Here is a 17895-nt window from a genome sequence, read left to right on the forward strand (position 1 = left end):
GCATCTCCTCTTCTCCCGCCGCGCAGCCCCGGCGCCAGGCAGGACATGCGGAGAAAACAGGTCGAGCAGCCCGATGTTCCCGAGCGTCAGGCCGGAACGATCGCAAACGTTGCGCTCGTCATGCCTGTTCCGATTGCGGCGCTCACCGCAACAATCGCACGAGCGCGCGGCCGGCACGCGAGTTCAGCTCCTTCGCATCCAGCGTTCCGTCCTTGTCGGGATTCGCGGCGTTGAAGCGCTGCTCGACCACGGACAGATATTCGTCGAGCGTAAGGGTCCCGTCGCGGTCAGGATCGGCGGCGGCGAGTTCTTTCGCGGTCAACCGTCCACGCAATTCGCGCGCATCGAGCGTGCCGTCATGATCGGGATCGAGCTTTGCGAACAAAGCGGCGGCCGCCTTCTTCACCTCGGCAAGATCGAGCGTGCCGTCATTGTCGGTGTCGAACAACTTGACCGCATTGCCGGACGCCGACCACGCCGGCCCGGCTGACAATGCAATCGTAAGCGCAAGGGCAAGGGCAATTGAACGACGCGAAATCATCAAGACCTCCCTGACGAAGAACCCGGATCGGCGGGGGACAGAGACGACATAACTCCACAAGCGGACCTCGGTTCAAGCCCGGAATTGCAACTTGCGCGCGCCACAGCCCCGGAACCCGGCCGGGCGCCCGGCGACCTGCACCCGAGACTTGCTTCGTGCTTCGTGCTGCGGAATTTTCTCAGCGTCTCCGCACAACTTGGCGTTGCTTGCGCAAGGTTTCCGTAAGGTGACCGGCACCAGCGTCCAACGATATCGGCACGGCACGTTCGACTTTCGTATTGACGCGTTTTGGTTTCCGACAGAGTGTTGCAGTCGCAGCGTCAAAAGGCGCGCATATTGGGAGGAACGGATGAAACGCTTTGCGATGGCCGCGGGCCTCGTCATGCTTGCGTCAACCTGTGCAAATGCACAAACCACCGAGCAGCTGGTCAAGGGGGCGACCGACACGTCGAACGTTCTCAATTACGGAATGGGCTACAATCTCCAGCGCTTCTCGACGCTGAACCAGATCAACAAGGACACCGTCAGGAACCTCGTCCCGGTCTGGAACTACTCCTTTAACGACGATCGCAGCGAGGAATCGCAGCCGCTGGTGTACCAGGGCGTGATCTACGTGACCTCGCACAACGCGACCATGGCGGTCGATGCCAAGACCGGCAAGCAGATCTGGAAGACCAAGGTCGAGTATCCCGCCGAGACCCCGCGCATCGTCTGCTGCGGCATCATCAACCGCGGCGCCGCGCTCTACGACGGCAAGGTGATCCGCACCACGCTCGACGCCCACGTGATCGCGCTCGACGCCAAGAACGGCAAGGAGCTGTGGCGGCAGAAGGCGGCCGACATCAAGGAAGGCTACTCGATGACGGTGGCCCCGCTGGTCGCCGACGGCGTCGTCATCACCGGCATCTCCGGTGCCGAATTCGGCACAAGGGGCTTCATCGACGGCTGGGATCCGGCGACGGGCAAGCACCTCTGGCGCACCCACTCGATCCCCTCGCCGGATGAGCCCGGCGGCGACACCTGGAAGGGCGATACCTGGAAGCTCGGCGGCGGCTCGACCTGGATCACGGGTTCTTATGACCCCGAGCTGAACACGGTGTATTGGGGCATCGGCAACCCCGGCCCGTTCAATTCGGCGGTGCGCCCCGGCGACAACCTCTACACCTGCTCCGTGCTGGCGATGGATCCCAAGACCGGCAAGATCAAGTGGCACTACCAGTTCTCGCCGAACAATCCGTTCGACTATGACGCCGTGGCCGAGATGGTGCTCGCCGACATGAATGTCGAGGGCAAGCCGACCAAGGTGCTGATGGATGCCAACCGCAACGGCTTCTTCTACGTGCTCGACCGCACCAACGGGAAGCTGCTCGCGGCCAATCCCTACGTGAAGGTCAACTGGGCGACAGGTATCGACATGAAGACCGGACGTCCGATCGAGACCGACGTCTCCAAGGACGCGCGCGAGGGCAAGAAGGTGACGGTCTATCCGTCCATCCTCGGCGGCAAGAATTGGGAGCCGATGTCGTTCAATCCGCAGACCGGCCTTGCCTATGCCAACACGCTCAACTTCGGCGGCAAGTACAAGGCGGAGCCCGTCACCTTCAAGCAGGGTGAATGGTATCTCGGCATGGACCTGACCGATCCCTGGCAGTTCGACGACGGCCCGCGCGGTCACCTCAAGGCCATCGATCCCATGACCGGCAAGTCGAAGTGGGAGGCGCCGAGCGACATTCCGCGCTTCTCGGGCGTGCTGTCGACGGCAGGCGGCGTGGTGTTCTCGGGTCAGCTGACCGGCGAGTTCGAGGCCTTCGACGCCGACACCGGCAAGAAGCTCTGGCAGTTCCAGACCGGGTCCGGCATCGAGGGACAGCCGGTGACCTGGCAGCAGGACGGCGTGCAATACGTCGCCGTGACGAGCGGCTATGGCGGCGTCTACTCGCTGTTCTCCGGCGACGAGCGGCTTGCCAAGGTGCCGCCCGGTGGCTCGCTGTGGGTCTTTGCGGTCAAGCAATAGCCACGGCACAATGCTGAGAGAAGTATCACACAGGACGGTGGCGACGATCGCCACCGTCGCGGTGCTGACGGTCGCGCTTGCGGCGACCGTTCGCGCCGCGGATGACGCAACCGGCAATCCACTGCAGGCGCAGATCGACCACGGCAAGTCGACCTATGCCGAGAAATGCTCACACTGCCACGGCCCCAACCTGATGAACTCCGGCACCATCACGCCGGACCTGCGCGTCTTCCCGGACGACAAGACGCGCTTCGTCACGACGGTCAAGAACGGCAAGAACAACAAGATGCCGCCCTGGGGCGACATCCTCAACGACGACCAGATCGGCGATCTCTGGGCCTTCATCTCCAGCCGGAGGAAGCCATGAGGGGCCGGCGCGTTGCCTGGAACGTTGCGGCCTTTCTTTTCACGATGACGTCGGTCGCCGTTGCGGCCGACGATCCCCTGAAGATCTGTCTCGACGAGGACCGGCCGCCGCTCTCGATGCACCACCGCGGCAAGCCGGATGCCGGCTTCGACGTGCTGCTGGCGCAGGCGATCGCCGAGCGGCTCGGACGGCCGCTGGCGATCCAGTGGTTCGAGAGCAGGCTGGACGAGGATTCGAGCCCGCAGCTCGAAGCCAACGCGCTGCTCTCGGACGGGCGCTGCTCGCTCGTCGGCGGCTACGCGCTGACGCAGGATTCGCTCGTCGCGCCCGGGATGAAGACGGCGCGCTTGCCGGATTTCGCCGGGGCCACACGCGACGATCGGCGGCGCCGCGTCCCGCTGGGCGTGCTCGCGCCGAGCCAGCCTTACGTCTATTCGCCGATGACGGTGGTGCTGGGGCCGAAGGCCCGTGGCCGCAGGATCAGCGACATCGGCGATCTCGCCGGCCTTCGTCTCGTCATCGAGAGCGGGTCTCTCGGCGACGCCATCCTGATGACCTTCGACAAGGGACGCCTGATCGACAGCATCACCCATCTCGTCCCCGGCCGCGACGATCTGCTGGGTGCGCTCCAGCGCGGAGACCATGACGCGACGCTGATCGATCTTGCCCGCTTCGATGCCCATCGCGCCGCGCACCCCGACACGGCGATTACGGCGTCCGGCTACCACTACCCGATCGGAGCCAATCGCGGCTATGTCGGGCTCGCCAATGATGGCGCGCTGATCGGGGCGGTCGACAAGGCGCTGACCGAGCTCGCCGCCGAGGGCAAGATCGCCGAATTCGGCAAGCAGGCCGGCCTCACCTATCTGCCGCCGCGCGAGCCCGCGATTCTCGGCGATGTCTGGACGAAGATCATCCAGCGGTGAATGGAAAGGTTCTGGTGTCCCGGACGCGCTGCAACGCCTGTTAGCGTTGCGGCGCAGAGCCGGGACCCATGCGGCATAGCTTGCGGTTGAGGTATGGACCCCGGCTCTGCAGCGCACCGCTGAAGTAGCGCTGCCATAGCGCGTCGCAGACGCGCGTAAACGCGCTGATGGCGTCCGGGGCACGAACGCCGCGCCCACCATGTCCCACTGCCTGACCGAATGCGCCAATCTGTCTCGCCCGCCGACCATGCCGGCGCCAGCCTGATGCAGTAGGTTCGGCAGAAATCCGGGAGAGAATCATGTCCGCCAAACTCGATCGCCGCCACTTCATCGCCGCCGGTACCACCGCACTGGCGATGCCGTTCGTCGTACGCAACGCATCGGCGCAAAGCACATCGCAAGGGACATCACAAAGCACTTGGCCGGCGCGGCAGATTCGCATGATTTGCAGCTACCCCGCCGGCGGCCAGACCGACCTGCTCGCGCGCGCCTACGGCGAATTCATCTCCAAGCAGGTCGGCAAGACCGTCGTCATCGAGAACAAGCCCGGCGCCTCCGGCGCGATCGGCACGGCGGAGGTCGCCCGCGCCGAGCCCGACGGCCACACCATCCTGTGCTCGATCTCGACCACCTACATCATGAACCGGGTGGTGATGAAGAATCCCGGCTACGACATGGACAAGGATCTGACGCTCGTCAGCGTCATTCCGGGCGCCGGCCTGTTGCTGGTGGCGAACCCGAAGACCGGGATCAAGACGCTGGAGGATTTCGTCGCCTTCGCGCGCAAGAGCGGCAAGGTGAACTTCGGCACCTACAGCGTGGGCTCGTCGCCGCACATGACGATCAACGAGCTCAACAAGCAGTACGGCCTCAACATCGAGCCGGTGCACTATCGCGGCGAGGCGCCGATGTGGACGGGAATGCTGGAAGGCACGCTCGATGCCGCGATGGGCAGCTACACGGCCGCACAGTCGGTCCTGCAAAGCGACCGCGGCACCGTCTTCGCCGTGCATTCGAAGAAGGTCGATGCAATTCCGACCATCAAGACTCTTCCCGAGCAGGGCGCGACGTCAAAATTCTTCACCGTGAGCGGGTTCACCGGCTGGGCAGTGCCGAAGGCGACGCCACAGCCGGTGGTCGATCGCATCGCCGAGCTCTGCGTCGCCGCCAACAGCGATCCGAAGGTGAAGGAGGTTCTCGCGACCTTCGTGCTCGAACCTGCAATCGGCTTCAAGGAAACCAATGCGCTGTACCAGCGCGAGCTGCCAATCTGGATCGAGAGCGCAAAGTCGCTCGGCCTCGAGCCCGCCTGATCTCAGAACGCCGGGCCGTGTCAGGAGGATGGGCCTCGCCAACCTCCTTCTGAAAACCAGGCCTAGTGCTCGCCCGCGCTTGCCGTGCCCTGCTGTGCCTTGTGGATCGAGGACGGCACCACGCCGAAATATTTCCGGAACACCCGGCTGAAATGCGATGAGCTGGAGAAGCCCCAGGAGAAGGCGACGTCGGTGATGGTCTTGCCGGCGTGGGCCTCGAGCTCCTGGCGGCAGTTCTGCAACCGCGCCTGCCAGATGTAGTCGCTCACCGTGGTGCCGCGCTCCGAAAACAGCATGTGCAGATAGCGCTTGGAGCAGCCGAGCTCGGTCGAGATCTGGTCGATGCACAAATCCGGATCGCGCAAGTGCTCACGGATGAAGAACTGCGCGCGCACATACATCGCTTCAGGCCCGACACGGTCGAACATCGTGTCGGCTTCGCGCAGCGGCAGCAGCAACAGGTCGATCAGCGAATCGGCGACACCGACCGCGCTGTTCGCCGACAGCTTTGCAGCCTCGTCGAAGGTGGCATGGACGAAATCGTGGGCGATCCGCCCGGTACCCGTCTTCGCGGTCAATTTGCAGGCGGGCATCCGCTGCGACGGGAATCCGCGGTCGCGCAGCAGCGCCTTCGGCACGATCACCACGTCGTGACGGGTAAAGGCGGGGCTGATGATCGAATGCGGGCAGGAGACGTCATAGGCGATGATGTCGCCGGGGTTGATTTCGATGTGGCGACCTTCCTGCTCGAAATAGGACACGCCGTAGGTTTGGAAGTGGATTTTGATATACGGGTGCGCATTGGCCTTGGCGCGCGCCAACGTGTGCGCGATGCGATGCTGGCTGACCTCGATCTGGCAGAGCTTCAGACGCGAGACCGTGGTGTAGTCGATGCGACCTTCGAGCGAGGACGCCTCCAGCGGATCGACGTCGAAATACCCGCACAGGCTCGTCAGCCCGTCGATCCAACTCTGGATCTGCCGCTTCGGCGTCATTCCAGTCGTCGAGAGCGTGTGAATGGTGTCGGACATTAATCCAGCCACTGGTTTGATCCGGAGATTCGGCGCGAATCGCAACCAGCGCTGCCGGAGCCCTCAGCCGTGATTGCGTGACGTTTACCTCGAATTCGAGCGGTCTCTTGCAACGAGCGCCATCATTCCATTGCCACTCTTGAAACTTAATCCTCCGCCTTAGTTGCAGCGCCGTCAAGGGGAACCTGAGCGTAGAAGGCGGTCTCAAAGGCGCGCCGAAGCCGCTGAATTCGCTACTGCAAAATCAAAATCTTCGCCTCCGTGCGCTGTCGAGCAAACCGGCTTCTCTCTTGGGCAAGTTTCCCGATGGCGAAGGCGTTAGGGATTGCGGCAGGAACAATAAGAACGGGCCGCTCCCGCACGTGGACCCGTGGCTCTCATCAGGAGGAGGAAACAGCACAGCATCGTTTCTGGTCCCAATCGTGACCGCCCTGCACGAGCAGACGCCGGACGAGAAGCCCGGCGATTGAGCAATGCTTCGGAAACAATAAACGAGACCAACGGAGGAATAACTATGCGCAAGGTGCTACTGGCGACCTATCTCGGCTCCGCGGCGGCTCTCGCCGTCGGCAGCGCTTCAGCCAATGACGAGCTGATCAAGATGTCGCAGAACCCGAAGGACTGGGTGATGCCGGCGGGCGACTATGCCAACACCCGCTATTCCAAGCTGAACCAGATCAACGCTCAGAACGTCGGCAAGCTCCAGGTCGCCTGGACCTTCTCGACCGGCGTGCTGCGCGGCCATGAAGGCGGCCCACTGATCATCGGCAACGTCATGTACGTCCACACGCCGTTCCCGAACAAGGTCTACGCTATTGACCTTTCCAATGAGAACAAGATCATCTGGAAGTACGAGCCGAAGCAGGATCCGAACGTCATTCCGGTGATGTGCTGCGACACGGTCAACCGCGGCCTGTCCTACGGTGACGGCAAGATCATCCTGCATCAGGCCGACACCAACCTCGTCGCGCTCGACGCCAAGACCGGCCAGGTGGCCTGGTCTGCGACCAACGGCAATCCCGCGAAGGGCGAGACCGGCACGTCGGCCGCGCTGGTCGTCAAGGACAAGGTCCTGGTCGGCATCTCCGGCGGTGAGTTCGGCGTGCAGTGCCACATGACCGCATACGACCTCAAGAGCGGCAAGCAGGTCTGGCGCGCCTATTCCGAAGGTCCGGATGACCAGATCAAGTTCGATCCGGCCAAGACGACGTCGCTCGGCAAGCCGGTCGGAGCCGACTCCAGCTTGAAGACCTGGCAGGGCGATCAGTGGAAGATCGGTGGCGGCTGCACCTGGGGCTGGATCTCCTACGATCCCGCTCTGAACATGGTGTACTACGGATCGGGCAACCCCTCGACCTGGAATCCGAAGCAGCGTCCCGGCGACAACAAATGGTCCATGACCATTTTCGCGCGCGACGCGGACTCCGGCATGGCCAAGTGGGTCTACCAGATGACGCCCCACGACGAGTGGGACTATGACGGCGTCAACGAGATGATCCTCACGGATCAGCAGATCAACGGGCAGCCGCGCAAGCTCCTGACCCATTTCGACCGCAACGGCCTCGCTTACACGATGGACCGTGAAAACGGCGAACTGCTGGTCGCCGAGAAATACGATCCGAAGGTGAACTGGACCTCCGGCGTCGACATGAACAAGAGCTCTCCGACCTATGGCCGCCCGAAGGTGCTCGACGCAGCTTCGACGGACAAGGCGGGCGAGGACGTCAACGTGAAGGGCATCTGCCCGGCGGCGCTCGGCACCAAGGACGAGCAGCCGGCAGCCTACTCGCCGGACACGCAGCTGTTCTACGTTCCGACCAACCACGTCTGCATGGACTACGAACCGTTCAAGGTGAGCTACACCGCGGGCCAGCCCTATGTGGGTGCGACGCTCTCGATGTATCCGCCGCAGGGTGAAAGCCACATGGGCAACTTCATCGCCTGGGACGGCAAGACCGGCAAGATCGTCTGGTCGAACAAGGAGCAGTTCTCGGTCTGGTCGGGTGCGCTCGCAACCGCCGGCGGCGTGGTGTTCTACGGCACGCTCGAAGGCTATCTGAAGGCGGTCGATGCCAAGTCCGGCAAGGAGCTCTACAAGTTCAAGACTCCCTCCGGCATCATCGGCAACGTCACGACCTATGAGAACGGCGGCAAGCAGTACGTTGCCGTGCTCTCCGGCGTGGGTGGCTGGGCCGGCATCGGTCTGGCCGCAGGTCTGACCGATCCGACCGCCGGTCTCGGCGCCGTCGGTGGCTACGCGGCCCTCAGCAACTACACGGCACTCGGCGGCACGCTGACCGTGTTCTCGCTGCCGAACTAGGCCCATCAGCATCGCTCCGGCGCGTGGATCAGCTCCACGCGCCGGCTCGTCTCCACCGAATGCCTTCGAGGAAGAATCTCTTGCGTAAAATCTGCTCTGTCATTGCTGTGATGATCTTCGTTGCGTCCGGAGGAGTTGCGGTCGCGGACGGTCCGGGCGACCCGGCCGCCGTGAAGAAGGAAGACGACGGGAAGTGGCTCGATAAGGAGGGAAATCCCACCTACAAGATTTCGGCCGACGGCACCGTGGACTGGTTCACCTATTCCGGATACCGCCGCTATCACTCAGACTGTCATGTGTGCCACGGCCCCGACGGCATGGGCTCCACCTACGCACCGGCGCTGAAGGATTCCGTCAAGTCGATGAGCTATGGCGACTTTATCGGCGTGATCGCCTCCGGTCGCAAGAACATCTCGACTGCGCAGGAGAACGTCATGCCGGCCTTCGGCGACAACCCGAACGTCGCCTGCTATATGGACGATCTGTACGTCTATCTGCGCGCCCGCTCCACCGAAGCATGGGGCCGGCAGCGTCCCTCCAAGAAGGAGGAGAAACCGGAGGCCTACACTAAGGCGGAAGACGCCTGCATGGGCAAGAAATGAACGCTACGAGGACTGCCGAGACTGCCTCTTGGCGCCCTACGAGAATCTGAGGAGTTTTACGATGAAGACACGTGCCGCCGTTGCTTTCGAAGCCAAGAAGCCGCTCGAGATCGTCGAGGTCGATCTGGAAGGCCCGAAGGCCGGCGAAGTCCTGGTCGAGATCAAGGCGACGGGCATCTGCCATACCGACGCCTACACGCTCGACGGCTTCGACAGCGAGGGAATTTTCCCATCGATCCTGGGACATGAGGGAGCGGGCATCATACGCGAGATCGGCCCGGGCGTGACCTCGGTGAAGCCGGGCGATCACGTCATCCCGCTTTACACGCCGGAATGCCGGCAGTGCAAAAGCTGCCTCAGCCAGAAGACCAATCTCTGCACCGCGATCCGCGCGACGCAGGGCAAGGGCGTGATGCCTGACGGCACCAGCCGCTTCTCCTACAAGGGCAAGCCGATCTACCACTACATGGGCTGCTCGACCTTCTCGAACTTCACCGTGCTGCCCGAGATCGCGGTGGCCAAAATTCGCGAGGACGCGCCGTTCGACAAGAGCTGCTACATCGGCTGCGGCGTCACCACCGGCGTCGGTGCCGTCGTCAACACCGCCAAGGTCGAGCCGGGCGCCAACGTGGTCGTGTTCGGCCTCGGCGGCATTGGCCTCAATGTCATCCAGGGCGCCAAGATGGCCGGCGCCGACAAGATCATCGGCGTCGACGTCAACGACTCCAAGGAAGATTGGGGCCGCCGGTTCGGTATGACCCATTTCGTCAACCCGAAGAAGGTCACCGGCGACATCGTTCAGCACCTGGTCGGCCTCACCGATGGCGGCGCCGACTACACCTTCGACTGCACCGGCAACACCACCGTGATGCGCCAGGCGCTGGAAGCCTGCCATCGCGGCTGGGGCACCTCGATCATCATCGGCGTCGCCGAAGCCGGCAAGGAGATCGCCACTCGCCCGTTCCAGCTCGTCACCGGGCGCAACTGGCGCGGCACTGCCTTCGGCGGCGCGCGCGGGCGCACCGACGTGCCGAAGATCGTCGACTGGTACATGAACGGAAAGATCCAGATCGATCCGATGATCACCCACGTGCTCAAGCTCGAGGAGATCAACAAGGGTTTTGACCTCATGCACGAGGGCAAATCCATCCGTTCAGTCGTCGTCTACTAGCTCGCAGCCATCACACCAAGGAGGATCGACCCATGACTGTTGCACTCCATCCCTCGATCGACAACGGCATCAAACAAGGCAGCGGCAGCTTTGCCGGCGGCACCCTGGTCTGCAAATGCAAGGACCACCCGGTCAAGGTCGGCATCAAGGGCGACGTCGCGCACAATCACGCCTGCGGCTGCACCAAGTGCTGGAAGCCGCAAGGTGCGACGTTCTCCGTCGTCGCCGTGGTGCCGCGCCAGAACGTCACGGTGCTCGAGAACGGCGACAAGCTCCAGATCGTCGACCCCTCGGCGGTGATCCAGCGCCACGCCTGCAAGGCCTGCGGCACGCACATGTACGGCCGCATCGAGAACAAGAACCATCCGTTCTACGGCCTCGATTTCATCCATCCCGAACTGTTCCAGGAGCAGGGTTCGCAGGCGCCGCAATTCGCCGCCTTCGTCTCCTCGGTGATCGAATCCGGCGTGAAGCCGGAGCAGATGGCCGGCATCCGCGCGCGGCTGAAGGAGATCGGACTCGAGCCGTATGACTGCCTGTCGCCGGCGCTGATGGACGCGATCGCGACCCACGTGGCGAAAGCCAAAGCCGCCTAGGAGGGCCGCCTGAACTGGCTGGGCCGCCGAGTCTTGGCCAGAGTCTTGGTCAGAGTCTTGGCCAGACCTTCTTCGGCTCGCTGGCGCCTATCGCCGCCAGCGAGCCGCACGGGTCCCCCGTTCCGGGACCACCGCGGCGATGCCGCCGCTTCTGCACCACGCGCATGTGAGGGCCATCAGCTCCTCAGTCCTGGTCTCTGAATGACTGCGCAGGACCGTCCGCTTCCTGCTCGAAGCTCGCGGTGCTTGCGTTCTCCCTCCCTCGACTGAGGCATCCTGCTTCGTCCGCGCAGTCTTCCTGGCGGACGAAGCTTTTTTCGTTTTCGTTGCGCGTATTTCACAAGCACGCGAGGGGAAGACACGCCCTGCTTTTGACAAACCATCGATGCAATCTTTTCCCGGTGAGAACACTCGGCTGTGAACGCCGGGCCGGGGCGATCTCTGCTACGGTCGCCCCGTCACGATGCCGCGCGAAATACAATCAATTAAGAACAAAACGGGAGGTATCGAGCACATCCAGACATCGCCATTGGCGTTCCTGCCCCCTTCGGGATGTGCCCGCGCGGGATGACAGCGGGATGTGGCGAGACGATGCGAGGACCGTCGCCGACCGGCGGCGGACTTGAATTTGGCATGCTTATGAAGAGCGAGGGACGATCATGATCAAGGTGAAGATCAACGGCCAGGAACAGAGCTGGGACGGCGACCCGGATCTCCCGCTACTCTGGTTCCTGCGTGACGAGGCCGGGCTGACCGGCACCAAATACGGCTGCGGCCAGGCCCTGTGCGGTGCCTGCACCGTCATCGTCGACAAGGAAGCCGTGCGCGCCTGCATCACCTCGGTCAACGACGTCGCCGGACGCGAGGTCACCACGATCGAGGGATTGCATCCGAACGGCGATCATCCGGTGCAGAAGGCCTGGCGCCAGGTCAACGTGCCCCAATGCGGCTTCTGCCAGGCCGGCCAGATCATGCAGGCCGCAGCCCTCCTGATGGACAACCCGAAACCCTCGCATGACCAGATCCGCGAGGCGATGTCCGGCAACATCTGCCGTTGCGGCTGCTACCAGCGCATCGAGAACGCCGTCCATCTCGCGTCGACGGGGGTGTGACATGAATTTCATCGACAATCCCCGCAAGCTGCGCGGCTTCGAAAAGCATATCAGGGTCGAGAAGGTCTCGCGCCGAAGCATCCTGAAGGGGCTCGGCGTCACCGGCGGGTTCGTGCTCGCCGCCCCCGTGATGTCGCGCCAGGCGCTCGCCTATGAGACCGGTGCCGGCAAGATGCCGCACGGCGTCGTGGTCGATCCGCGCGTGTTCGTTTCGGTGGCGCCTGATGGCATCGTCACCATCATCGGGCACCGTTCGGAGATGGGCACCGGCGTGCGCACCAGCCTGCCGCTGATCGTGGCGGAGGAGATGGAAGCCGACTGGTCCAGGGTCAAGGTGCAGCAGGCCCATGGCGACGAGGTCAAGTTCGGCAACCAGGACACCGACGGCTCGCGCAGCACGCGACACTATTTGATCCCGATGCGCCAGATCGGCGCCTCCGCCCGCACCATGCTGGAGCAGGCCGCAGCGAAGCGCTGGGGCGTGCCGGCGACCGAGGTCAAGGCGGTCAACCACGAGGTGGTTCACAGCGCCAGCGGCCGCAAGCTCGGCTTCGGCGAGCTCGCAGCGGACGCCGCCAAGGAATCGGTGCCGAGCATCGAAGGCCTCAAGCTGAAGAACCCCAAGGACTTCCGCTATCTCGGCAAGGGCCAGGTCGGCATCGTCGATCTCCACGACATCACCACCGGAAAGGCGCAATACGGCGCCGACGTGCGGCTATCAGGCATGAAATACGCCGTGATCGCGCGTCCGCCGGTGACCGGCGGCAAGCTGGTCAAGTTCGAGCCGGACGAGGCGCTGAAGATTCCTGGCGTCGAGAAGGTGATGCAGGTGCGCGGCTGGCCGTGGCCGTCGAAATTCCAGCCACTCGGCGGCGTCGCCGTGATCGCGCGCAACACCGGCGCTGCGATCAAGGGCCGGGATGCGCTGAAGCTCACCTGGGACGACGGCCCCAACGGCAAATACGACTCGGTCGCCTACCGCAAGGAGCTCGAGGAGGCTTCGCGCAAGCCCGGCCTCGTGCTGCGCAAGGAGGGCGATGCGGACGCCGCCCTGAAGGGGGCCGACAAGGTCATCGTCGGCGAGTACTACATCCCGCATCTGGCCCATGTCAGCATGGAGCCGCCGGTCGCGGTGGCCGACGTCAAGGGTGACAAGGCGGAGATCTGGGCGCCGGTGCAGAGCCCCGGCGGCACGCGCGAGGACGTCGCCAAGACGCTCGGCATTCCCGAAGCGAACGTCACCGTCAACGTGACGCTGCTCGGCGGCGGGTTCGGCCGCAAGTCGAAATGCGATTTTGCGCTCGAAGCCGCGCTGCTGTCGAAGGAGCTCGGTGCGCCAGTGAAGGTGCAGTGGACGCGGGAGGACGACATCCACAACGGCTTCCTGCACACCGTCTCGGTCGAGCGGATCGAGGCCGGCCTCGACAAGAGCGGCAAGGTGATCGCCTGGCGCCACCGCAGCGTGGCTCCCAGCATCGCCTCGACCTTTGCCGCCGGCACGGTGCATCAGGCGCCGTTCGAGATCGGCATGGGTCTCGTCGATATGCCCTTCGAGATCGCCAACATCTCCTGCGAGAATCCGGAAGCAGCCGCGCATACCCGCATCGGCTGGTTCCGCTCGGTCTCGAACATCCCGCGTGCCTTCGCCGTGCAGTCGATGGTCGGCGAGATCGCGCAAGCCACCGGCCGCGACCAGAAAGACATGCTGCTCGAGCTGATCGGCTCGCCTCGCATCGTCAAGCCCAATGTGAAGGACCTCTGGAACTACGGCGAGCCCCAGGACAGCTACCCGATCGATACCGCGCGCCTGCGCAAGGTGGTCGAACTGGTCGCCGAGAAGGGCGAATGGGGACGAAAGGTGCCGAAGGGCCACGGCCTCGGCATCGCCGTGCACCGCAGCTTCGTCAGCTACATCGCGACCATCGTCGAGGTCGCCGTCGACGACAAGGGCAAGCTGACGGTGCCGCGGGTCGACACCGCGATCGACTGCGGCACCTATGTCAACCCCGAGCGCATCGCCTCGCAGATCGAGGGCGCTGCGATCATGGGGCTCAGTCTCGCCAAATACGGCGAGATCACCTTCAAGGACGGCAAGGTGCAGCAGAAGAATTTTGACGACTTCCAGGTCGTGAGGATGGACGATTCTCCTGTCGTGACCAACGTCTACATCGTGCCGCCCGGACCCGACACGCCGCCGAGCGGTGTCGGCGAGCCCGGCGTTCCCCCGTTCGCACCGGCCCTGATCAATGCGATCTTCGCGGCGACGGGAAAACGCATCCGCTCGCTTCCGATCGGCAAGCAGTTGGAGGCGTGAGGGAACGGAACAGAGACGGCCTCGCGCCGTTTGCATCCGGATCCGAAGGTTCGGGAGATGAACCAGAAGGAGAAGGGCAAGGTGGAGCGCGAGGGGACGTAGACCTTTCGCACCTCACGCCGTCATGGCCGGGCTTGTCCCGGCCATCCACGGCTTTGCCGCGGCACGAAGAACGTGGATGCCCGGGACAAGCCCGGGCATGACGACGACTACGCGGCGCGCCGGCAATCCCAGCACACAACAAAAATGCGGCGGACGTTGCCGTCCGCCGCATTCGCCCCCCTTGCTGCTCCGCTTCTTTCGATCCGCCCGCGGAGCTATTTCTTCAGCGCGAACACCCAGATGACGCCGCCCTGCGGCACGTTGGCTTCGATGCCGATATTGTTGGTCGCCAGCGCATCCTGGATGCGTTGCGCGTCCACGCCCCATCCCGACTGGATCGCGATGTACTGCGTACCGTCGATCTCGTAGGACACCGGCATGCCCATGATGCCGGAGTTGGTCTTCTGCTCCCACAGCAGCTCGCCGGTCTTGGCGTTGAAGGCGCGGAAGTTGCGGTCGTTGGTGCCGCCGACGAAGACGAGATCGCCCGCAGTCGCGGTCACCGAACCGAACAGCTGCGATTTCGGGAAGTTGTGCTGCCACACCTTCTTGCCGGTGGCGGGATCCCAGGCCTGAAGCTCGCCGAAATGATCCGCGCCCGGCTTCGCCTTGAGGCCGATGTCCTCCGGTTTGGTGCCGAGCCAGAGCTCGCCAGGCTTCAGCGCGACCTTCTCGCCAGTGAATCCGCCGCAGAAATTCTCGTTGGCGGGCACGTAGACGAGGCCGGTCTTCTGGCTGTAGGCCGCCGACGGCCAGTCCTTGCCGCCCCACAGTGAGGGGCAGAACTCCACGCGCTTGCCGATGACCGGCTTGTGAGCGGGGTCGACGATCGGCTTGCCGCTCTCGGGTTCGATGCCCTTCCAGACGTCGGTGGAGACGAACGGCCAGCCTGCGACGTAGTTGATCTTGGTCGGCGTGCGCTCGAGCACCCAGAAGATCGCGTCGCGTCCCGGATGGACCAGGCTCTTGATGTTGCGGCCATCGCGTTGCAGGTCGATCAGCATCGGGGCGTCGACCTCGTCCCAGTCCCAGGAATCGTTCTGGTGATACTGGTGATAGGTCTTGATCTTGCCGGTGCTGGGATCGAGCGCGAGCACCGAGGATGTGTAGAGATTGTCGCCGGGGTGGGTCTCGCCGGGCCATGGCGCAGCGTTGCCCACACCCCAATAGATCGTCTTGGTCTCCTTGTCGTAATTGCCGGTCATCCAGGCCGAGCCGCCGCCATTCTTCCAGTCGTCGCCCTGCCAGGTGTCGTGACCGGGCTCGCCTTCGCCCGGAATGGTGAAGGTGCGCCACAGCTCCTTGCCGTCCTTGGCATCATAGGCGGCGACATAGCCGCGCACGCCGAATTCGCCGCCGGAGCCGCCGACGATGACCTTGCCGTCGACGACCAGCGGCATCAGGGTCATGTATTGGCCCTTCCTGTAGTCCTGCACCTTGGTGTCCCACACCACCTTGCCGGTCTTGGCGTCGAGGGCCACGACATGGTCGTCGGTGGTGGCAAGGTAGAGCTTGTCCTCCCAGAGGCCGACGCCGCGGTTGGTCGGATGCAGCTGGAACAGATCATCGGGGAGCTGCCGCTTGTAGCGCCAATATTCGTCGCCGGTCTTGGCGTTCAACGCGATCACCTGCCCCATCGGGGTCGCCACGAACATCACGCCGTTGTTGACGATCGGCGGCGCCTCGTGGCCTTCGACGACGCCGGTGGCGAAGGTCCAGACCGGCGTGAGGTTTTTCACGTTGGAGGTGTTGATCTGGTCGAGCGGGCTATAGCCGTGCCCGTCATAGGTGCGCCGGTAGAGCATCCAATTGCTTGGCTCCGGATTTTCCAGCCGCTGCGCGGTGACCGGAGAATAATTCTCGATTGGACCCGACACGGCGGCCGTCGAGGCGAGGCAGGTGAAGGCGACGAAGCCGGACAGGTACCGTTGCTTCCTAGTCATGGACGTTCCCCTTTTCATCCGTTTGAATTCTTGTTGTGAATTCTTGTCGTTCGTCCCGTCGTCCGCCCATCGGCGGAGGCGGCCTCTCGTGACGCGGGCATGGCCCGCACCGTCCATCATCCCGGCTGCGCGCCACCTACCTTTCCGATGAAATTGCCGGCGACGCTGAGCGATCCGTCAACGAGCGCCAACGGCAGCGCTGCAAGCCGTCGCGGCGCCGGCCCGAACACGACCTGCGCGCCTGCGCGGGGATCGTATTCGGAGTTGTGGCACATGCACTTGAACACCTCCTTGTCGCCGACATCGCTCTTCACCCAGGCGGTGACGGGGCAGCCCGCATGCGAGCAGATCGCGGAATAGGCGATGATGCCGTCGACGGCCCGCGCGCGGGTCTTCTCGTCGAGATCGGCGGCATCGAGCTTGACGATCAGGATCTCGTTGAGCCGCGAGGCACTGCGCACCACCGATGTGTTGGGATCCTTCGGCCAGGCATGGACCGGCGGCCCGCCGACCCGTAGATCGGCCGCAGTGATAAGCTTTCCCTCCTGGTCACCTTCGGAGAAGACGAGCAGATCGCCCTTCTGCGGCCGCTCGTCCGAGCCGGGCGGGTCCTCACCTGCGCGCGCCTGGGTGGAACAGCCGAGACACGCGGAGGTCGCAAGCGCACCGAGCAGCACGGATCGCCGTGTCTGTTCGGTGCCCGCATCGACTTCGGGATCCGTAGCACTCTCGGTGGATGGGGAATTGGTGTCGAAGGATGCGCAAGCCATGCCCGCTAGCAGGCGCTGGAACTCTGCCGAAAAGAAGGCGAAGAATTGGCGCCGCAGTGCATCAATATGGCTTTGCTCGCGTTGATTGAACGAGAATGAAAGCGGGCAAGCGCATTTTCGCGAATTCTACATCGCATTGCGCGAACGGCATGATGATTTTGCAGATCAGACCGATGATGTGGGAATTGGTGCGACGCGCCATCACGCGACGCGAGCTGCGCCTTCTCACATTCTGTATTTCACGACCTGAGCACGTGGCGCGGCGATGCGATGCGGCCCGCAACGGTTGCCGACGCCATTTCAAAACTGTCGGCGATACGACGCGCCTTGTCGATGAACAGCGCCGCCGCCGGCGGCGGGCAGACCTCGCGCGCGGTCTGCTCGAACAGATCGAGCCAGCGGTCGAAATGGCCGCCAACCAGGCTCAGCGGCAGGTGCGCCCGCATCGGCGAGCCATGATAGCGGCCGCTCATCAGCACGACCGATGACCAGAAATCCCGGAGCTTGGTGAGATGCTCGTCCCAGTTCTGGACGATTGCAAAGACCGGGCCAAGCAGCGCATCCTCGCGCACGCGTCCGTAGAAGCGGGTAACGAGCTCCCCGATCATCTCCTCGGTGATCCCGGTGCGCTCGATCGCATCCTGGGTCAACAGATTCCGCCGCGCAGCCGCAGCTTCCCGCTCGGCCTTCAGTCGATCCGACATGTCCTTGGTTATCCGTTCCGTTGTTCCCGCAGGCCGCCCGTTTGGCATTATCGGGGCGATCGCGCGCGG

Annotated in this window: 15 protein-coding genes; 10 read left to right on the top strand and 5 right to left on the bottom strand. The window is 63.7% G+C overall.

Going from position 1 to position 17895, the window contains the following annotated elements; translation table 11 throughout:
* Positions 1-142 precede the first annotated feature (142 nt).
* The gene (locus tag JQ566_RS30500; protein WP_212379271.1) at positions 143-541 is read right to left on the bottom strand and encodes a lanmodulin LanM; all 399 of its coding nucleotides are present in this window, start codon (positions 539-541) and stop codon (positions 143-145) included.
* A 349-nt stretch (positions 542-890) separates the two neighbouring features.
* Between JQ566_RS30500 and JQ566_RS30505 the strand changes: the two genes are divergently transcribed.
* The 4 genes from JQ566_RS30505 (at position 891) to JQ566_RS30520 (ending at position 5161) form a co-directional block, all read left to right on the top strand.
* Positions 891-2555, top strand: a complete 1665-nt coding sequence (locus JQ566_RS30505; RefSeq protein WP_212379273.1) for a methanol/ethanol family PQQ-dependent dehydrogenase — start codon at positions 891-893, stop codon at positions 2553-2555.
* Between the two features lie 10 nt (positions 2556-2565).
* Positions 2566-2922, top strand: coding sequence for a c-type cytochrome (locus JQ566_RS30510; protein ID WP_212379275.1), 357 nt, complete (start codon positions 2566-2568; stop codon positions 2920-2922).
* Positions 2919-3848, top strand: a complete 930-nt coding sequence (locus JQ566_RS30515) for a substrate-binding periplasmic protein (RefSeq protein WP_434057845.1) — start codon at positions 2919-2921, stop codon at positions 3846-3848. Before JQ566_RS30510 ends, JQ566_RS30515 begins: the two co-directional genes overlap by 4 nt.
* A 299-nt stretch (positions 3849-4147) precedes the next feature.
* Entirely contained in the window at positions 4148-5161 is a 1014-nt protein-coding gene (locus JQ566_RS30520) for a Bug family tripartite tricarboxylate transporter substrate binding protein (protein ID WP_212379277.1), read from the top strand.
* A 62-nt stretch (positions 5162-5223) separates the two neighbouring features.
* On the opposite strand, the gene JQ566_RS30525 is transcribed toward JQ566_RS30520, so the two are convergent.
* Entirely contained in the window at positions 5224-6192 is a 969-nt protein-coding gene (locus JQ566_RS30525) for a helix-turn-helix domain-containing protein (RefSeq protein WP_212379279.1), read from the bottom strand.
* Between the two features lie 514 nt (positions 6193-6706).
* Here JQ566_RS30525 and xoxF5 point away from each other — a divergent pair.
* The 6 genes from xoxF5 to JQ566_RS30555 all read left to right on the top strand — a co-directional run bounded on the left by xoxF5 (position 6707) and on the right by JQ566_RS30555 (position 14307).
* Positions 6707-8512 carry a lanthanide-dependent methanol dehydrogenase XoxF5 gene (gene xoxF5 / locus JQ566_RS30530; protein ID WP_212379280.1) on the top strand — a complete coding sequence of 602 codons (1806 nt, stop codon included), beginning with the start codon at positions 6707-6709 and terminating at the stop codon, positions 8510-8512.
* 110 nt (positions 8513-8622) lie between these two features.
* Positions 8623-9114 (top strand): c-type cytochrome, methanol metabolism-related, encoded by a 492-nt coding sequence (locus JQ566_RS30535; protein ID WP_212379333.1) that lies wholly within the window; start codon positions 8623-8625, stop codon positions 9112-9114.
* 61 nt (positions 9115-9175) lie between these two features.
* Positions 9176-10285 carry an S-(hydroxymethyl)glutathione dehydrogenase/class III alcohol dehydrogenase gene (locus JQ566_RS30540; protein ID WP_212379282.1) on the top strand — a complete coding sequence of 370 codons (1110 nt, stop codon included), beginning with the start codon at positions 9176-9178 and terminating at the stop codon, positions 10283-10285.
* A 32-nt stretch (positions 10286-10317) separates the two neighbouring features.
* A complete protein-coding gene (gfa, locus tag JQ566_RS30545) occupies positions 10318-10881 on the top strand; it encodes an S-(hydroxymethyl)glutathione synthase (protein WP_212379284.1) in 564 nt (187 codons plus the stop codon).
* 659 nt (positions 10882-11540) lie between these two features.
* Positions 11541-11993 (top strand): (2Fe-2S)-binding protein, encoded by a 453-nt coding sequence (locus tag JQ566_RS30550; RefSeq protein ID WP_028177985.1) that lies wholly within the window; start codon positions 11541-11543, stop codon positions 11991-11993.
* Between the two features lies 1 nt (position 11994).
* Entirely contained in the window at positions 11995-14307 is a 2313-nt protein-coding gene (locus tag JQ566_RS30555) for a xanthine dehydrogenase family protein molybdopterin-binding subunit (protein WP_212379286.1), read from the top strand.
* 317 nt (positions 14308-14624) lie between these two features.
* On the opposite strand, the gene JQ566_RS30560 is transcribed toward JQ566_RS30555, so the two are convergent.
* The 3 genes from JQ566_RS30560 to JQ566_RS30570 all read right to left on the bottom strand — a co-directional run bounded on the left by JQ566_RS30560 (position 14625) and on the right by JQ566_RS30570 (position 17826).
* Entirely contained in the window at positions 14625-16352 is a 1728-nt protein-coding gene (locus tag JQ566_RS30560; protein ID WP_212379288.1) for a methanol/ethanol family PQQ-dependent dehydrogenase, read from the bottom strand.
* Between the two features lie 116 nt (positions 16353-16468).
* Positions 16469-17122 (bottom strand): QcrA and Rieske domain-containing protein, encoded by a 654-nt coding sequence (locus JQ566_RS30565; RefSeq protein WP_212379290.1) that lies wholly within the window; start codon positions 17120-17122, stop codon positions 16469-16471.
* Positions 17123-17361: 239 nt separating this feature from the next.
* The gene (locus JQ566_RS30570) at positions 17362-17826 is read right to left on the bottom strand and encodes a group III truncated hemoglobin (protein ID WP_212379292.1); all 465 of its coding nucleotides are present in this window, start codon (positions 17824-17826) and stop codon (positions 17362-17364) included.
* Between the last annotated feature and the right edge of the window lie 69 nt (positions 17827-17895).

This window comes from Bradyrhizobium sp. SZCCT0231, from assembly GCF_018130245.1.
GTDB lineage: Bacteria > Pseudomonadota > Alphaproteobacteria > Rhizobiales > Xanthobacteraceae > Bradyrhizobium > Bradyrhizobium japonicum_F.

What these genes read in the sequence shown, in the direction of transcription:
- JQ566_RS30500 (WP_212379271.1), bottom strand. Translation starts at nt 541, where the DNA reads ATGATTTCGCGTCGTTCAATTGCCCTTGCCCTTGCGCTTACGATTGCA.
- JQ566_RS30505 (WP_212379273.1), top strand. Translation starts at nt 891, where the DNA reads ATGAAACGCTTTGCGATGGCCGCGGGCCTCGTCATGCTTGCGTCAACC.
- JQ566_RS30510 (WP_212379275.1), top strand. Translation starts at nt 2,566, where the DNA reads ATGCTGAGAGAAGTATCACACAGGACGGTGGCGACGATCGCCACCGTC.
- JQ566_RS30515 (WP_434057845.1), top strand. Translation starts at nt 2,919, where the DNA reads ATGAGGGGCCGGCGCGTTGCCTGGAACGTTGCGGCCTTTCTTTTCACG.
- JQ566_RS30520 (WP_212379277.1), top strand. Translation starts at nt 4,148, where the DNA reads ATGTCCGCCAAACTCGATCGCCGCCACTTCATCGCCGCCGGTACCACC.
- JQ566_RS30525 (WP_212379279.1), bottom strand. Translation starts at nt 6,192, where the DNA reads ATGTCCGACACCATTCACACGCTCTCGACGACTGGAATGACGCCGAAG.
- xoxF5 (WP_212379280.1), top strand. Translation starts at nt 6,707, where the DNA reads ATGCGCAAGGTGCTACTGGCGACCTATCTCGGCTCCGCGGCGGCTCTC.
- JQ566_RS30535 (WP_212379333.1), top strand. Translation starts at nt 8,623, where the DNA reads ATGATCTTCGTTGCGTCCGGAGGAGTTGCGGTCGCGGACGGTCCGGGC.
- JQ566_RS30540 (WP_212379282.1), top strand. Translation starts at nt 9,176, where the DNA reads ATGAAGACACGTGCCGCCGTTGCTTTCGAAGCCAAGAAGCCGCTCGAG.
- gfa (WP_212379284.1), top strand. Translation starts at nt 10,318, where the DNA reads ATGACTGTTGCACTCCATCCCTCGATCGACAACGGCATCAAACAAGGC.
- JQ566_RS30550 (WP_028177985.1), top strand. Translation starts at nt 11,541, where the DNA reads ATGATCAAGGTGAAGATCAACGGCCAGGAACAGAGCTGGGACGGCGAC.
- JQ566_RS30555 (WP_212379286.1), top strand. Translation starts at nt 11,995, where the DNA reads ATGAATTTCATCGACAATCCCCGCAAGCTGCGCGGCTTCGAAAAGCAT.
- JQ566_RS30560 (WP_212379288.1), bottom strand. Translation starts at nt 16,352, where the DNA reads ATGACTAGGAAGCAACGGTACCTGTCCGGCTTCGTCGCCTTCACCTGC.
- JQ566_RS30565 (WP_212379290.1), bottom strand. Translation starts at nt 17,122, where the DNA reads ATGGCTTGCGCATCCTTCGACACCAATTCCCCATCCACCGAGAGTGCT.
- JQ566_RS30570 (WP_212379292.1), bottom strand. Translation starts at nt 17,826, where the DNA reads ATGTCGGATCGACTGAAGGCCGAGCGGGAAGCTGCGGCTGCGCGGCGG.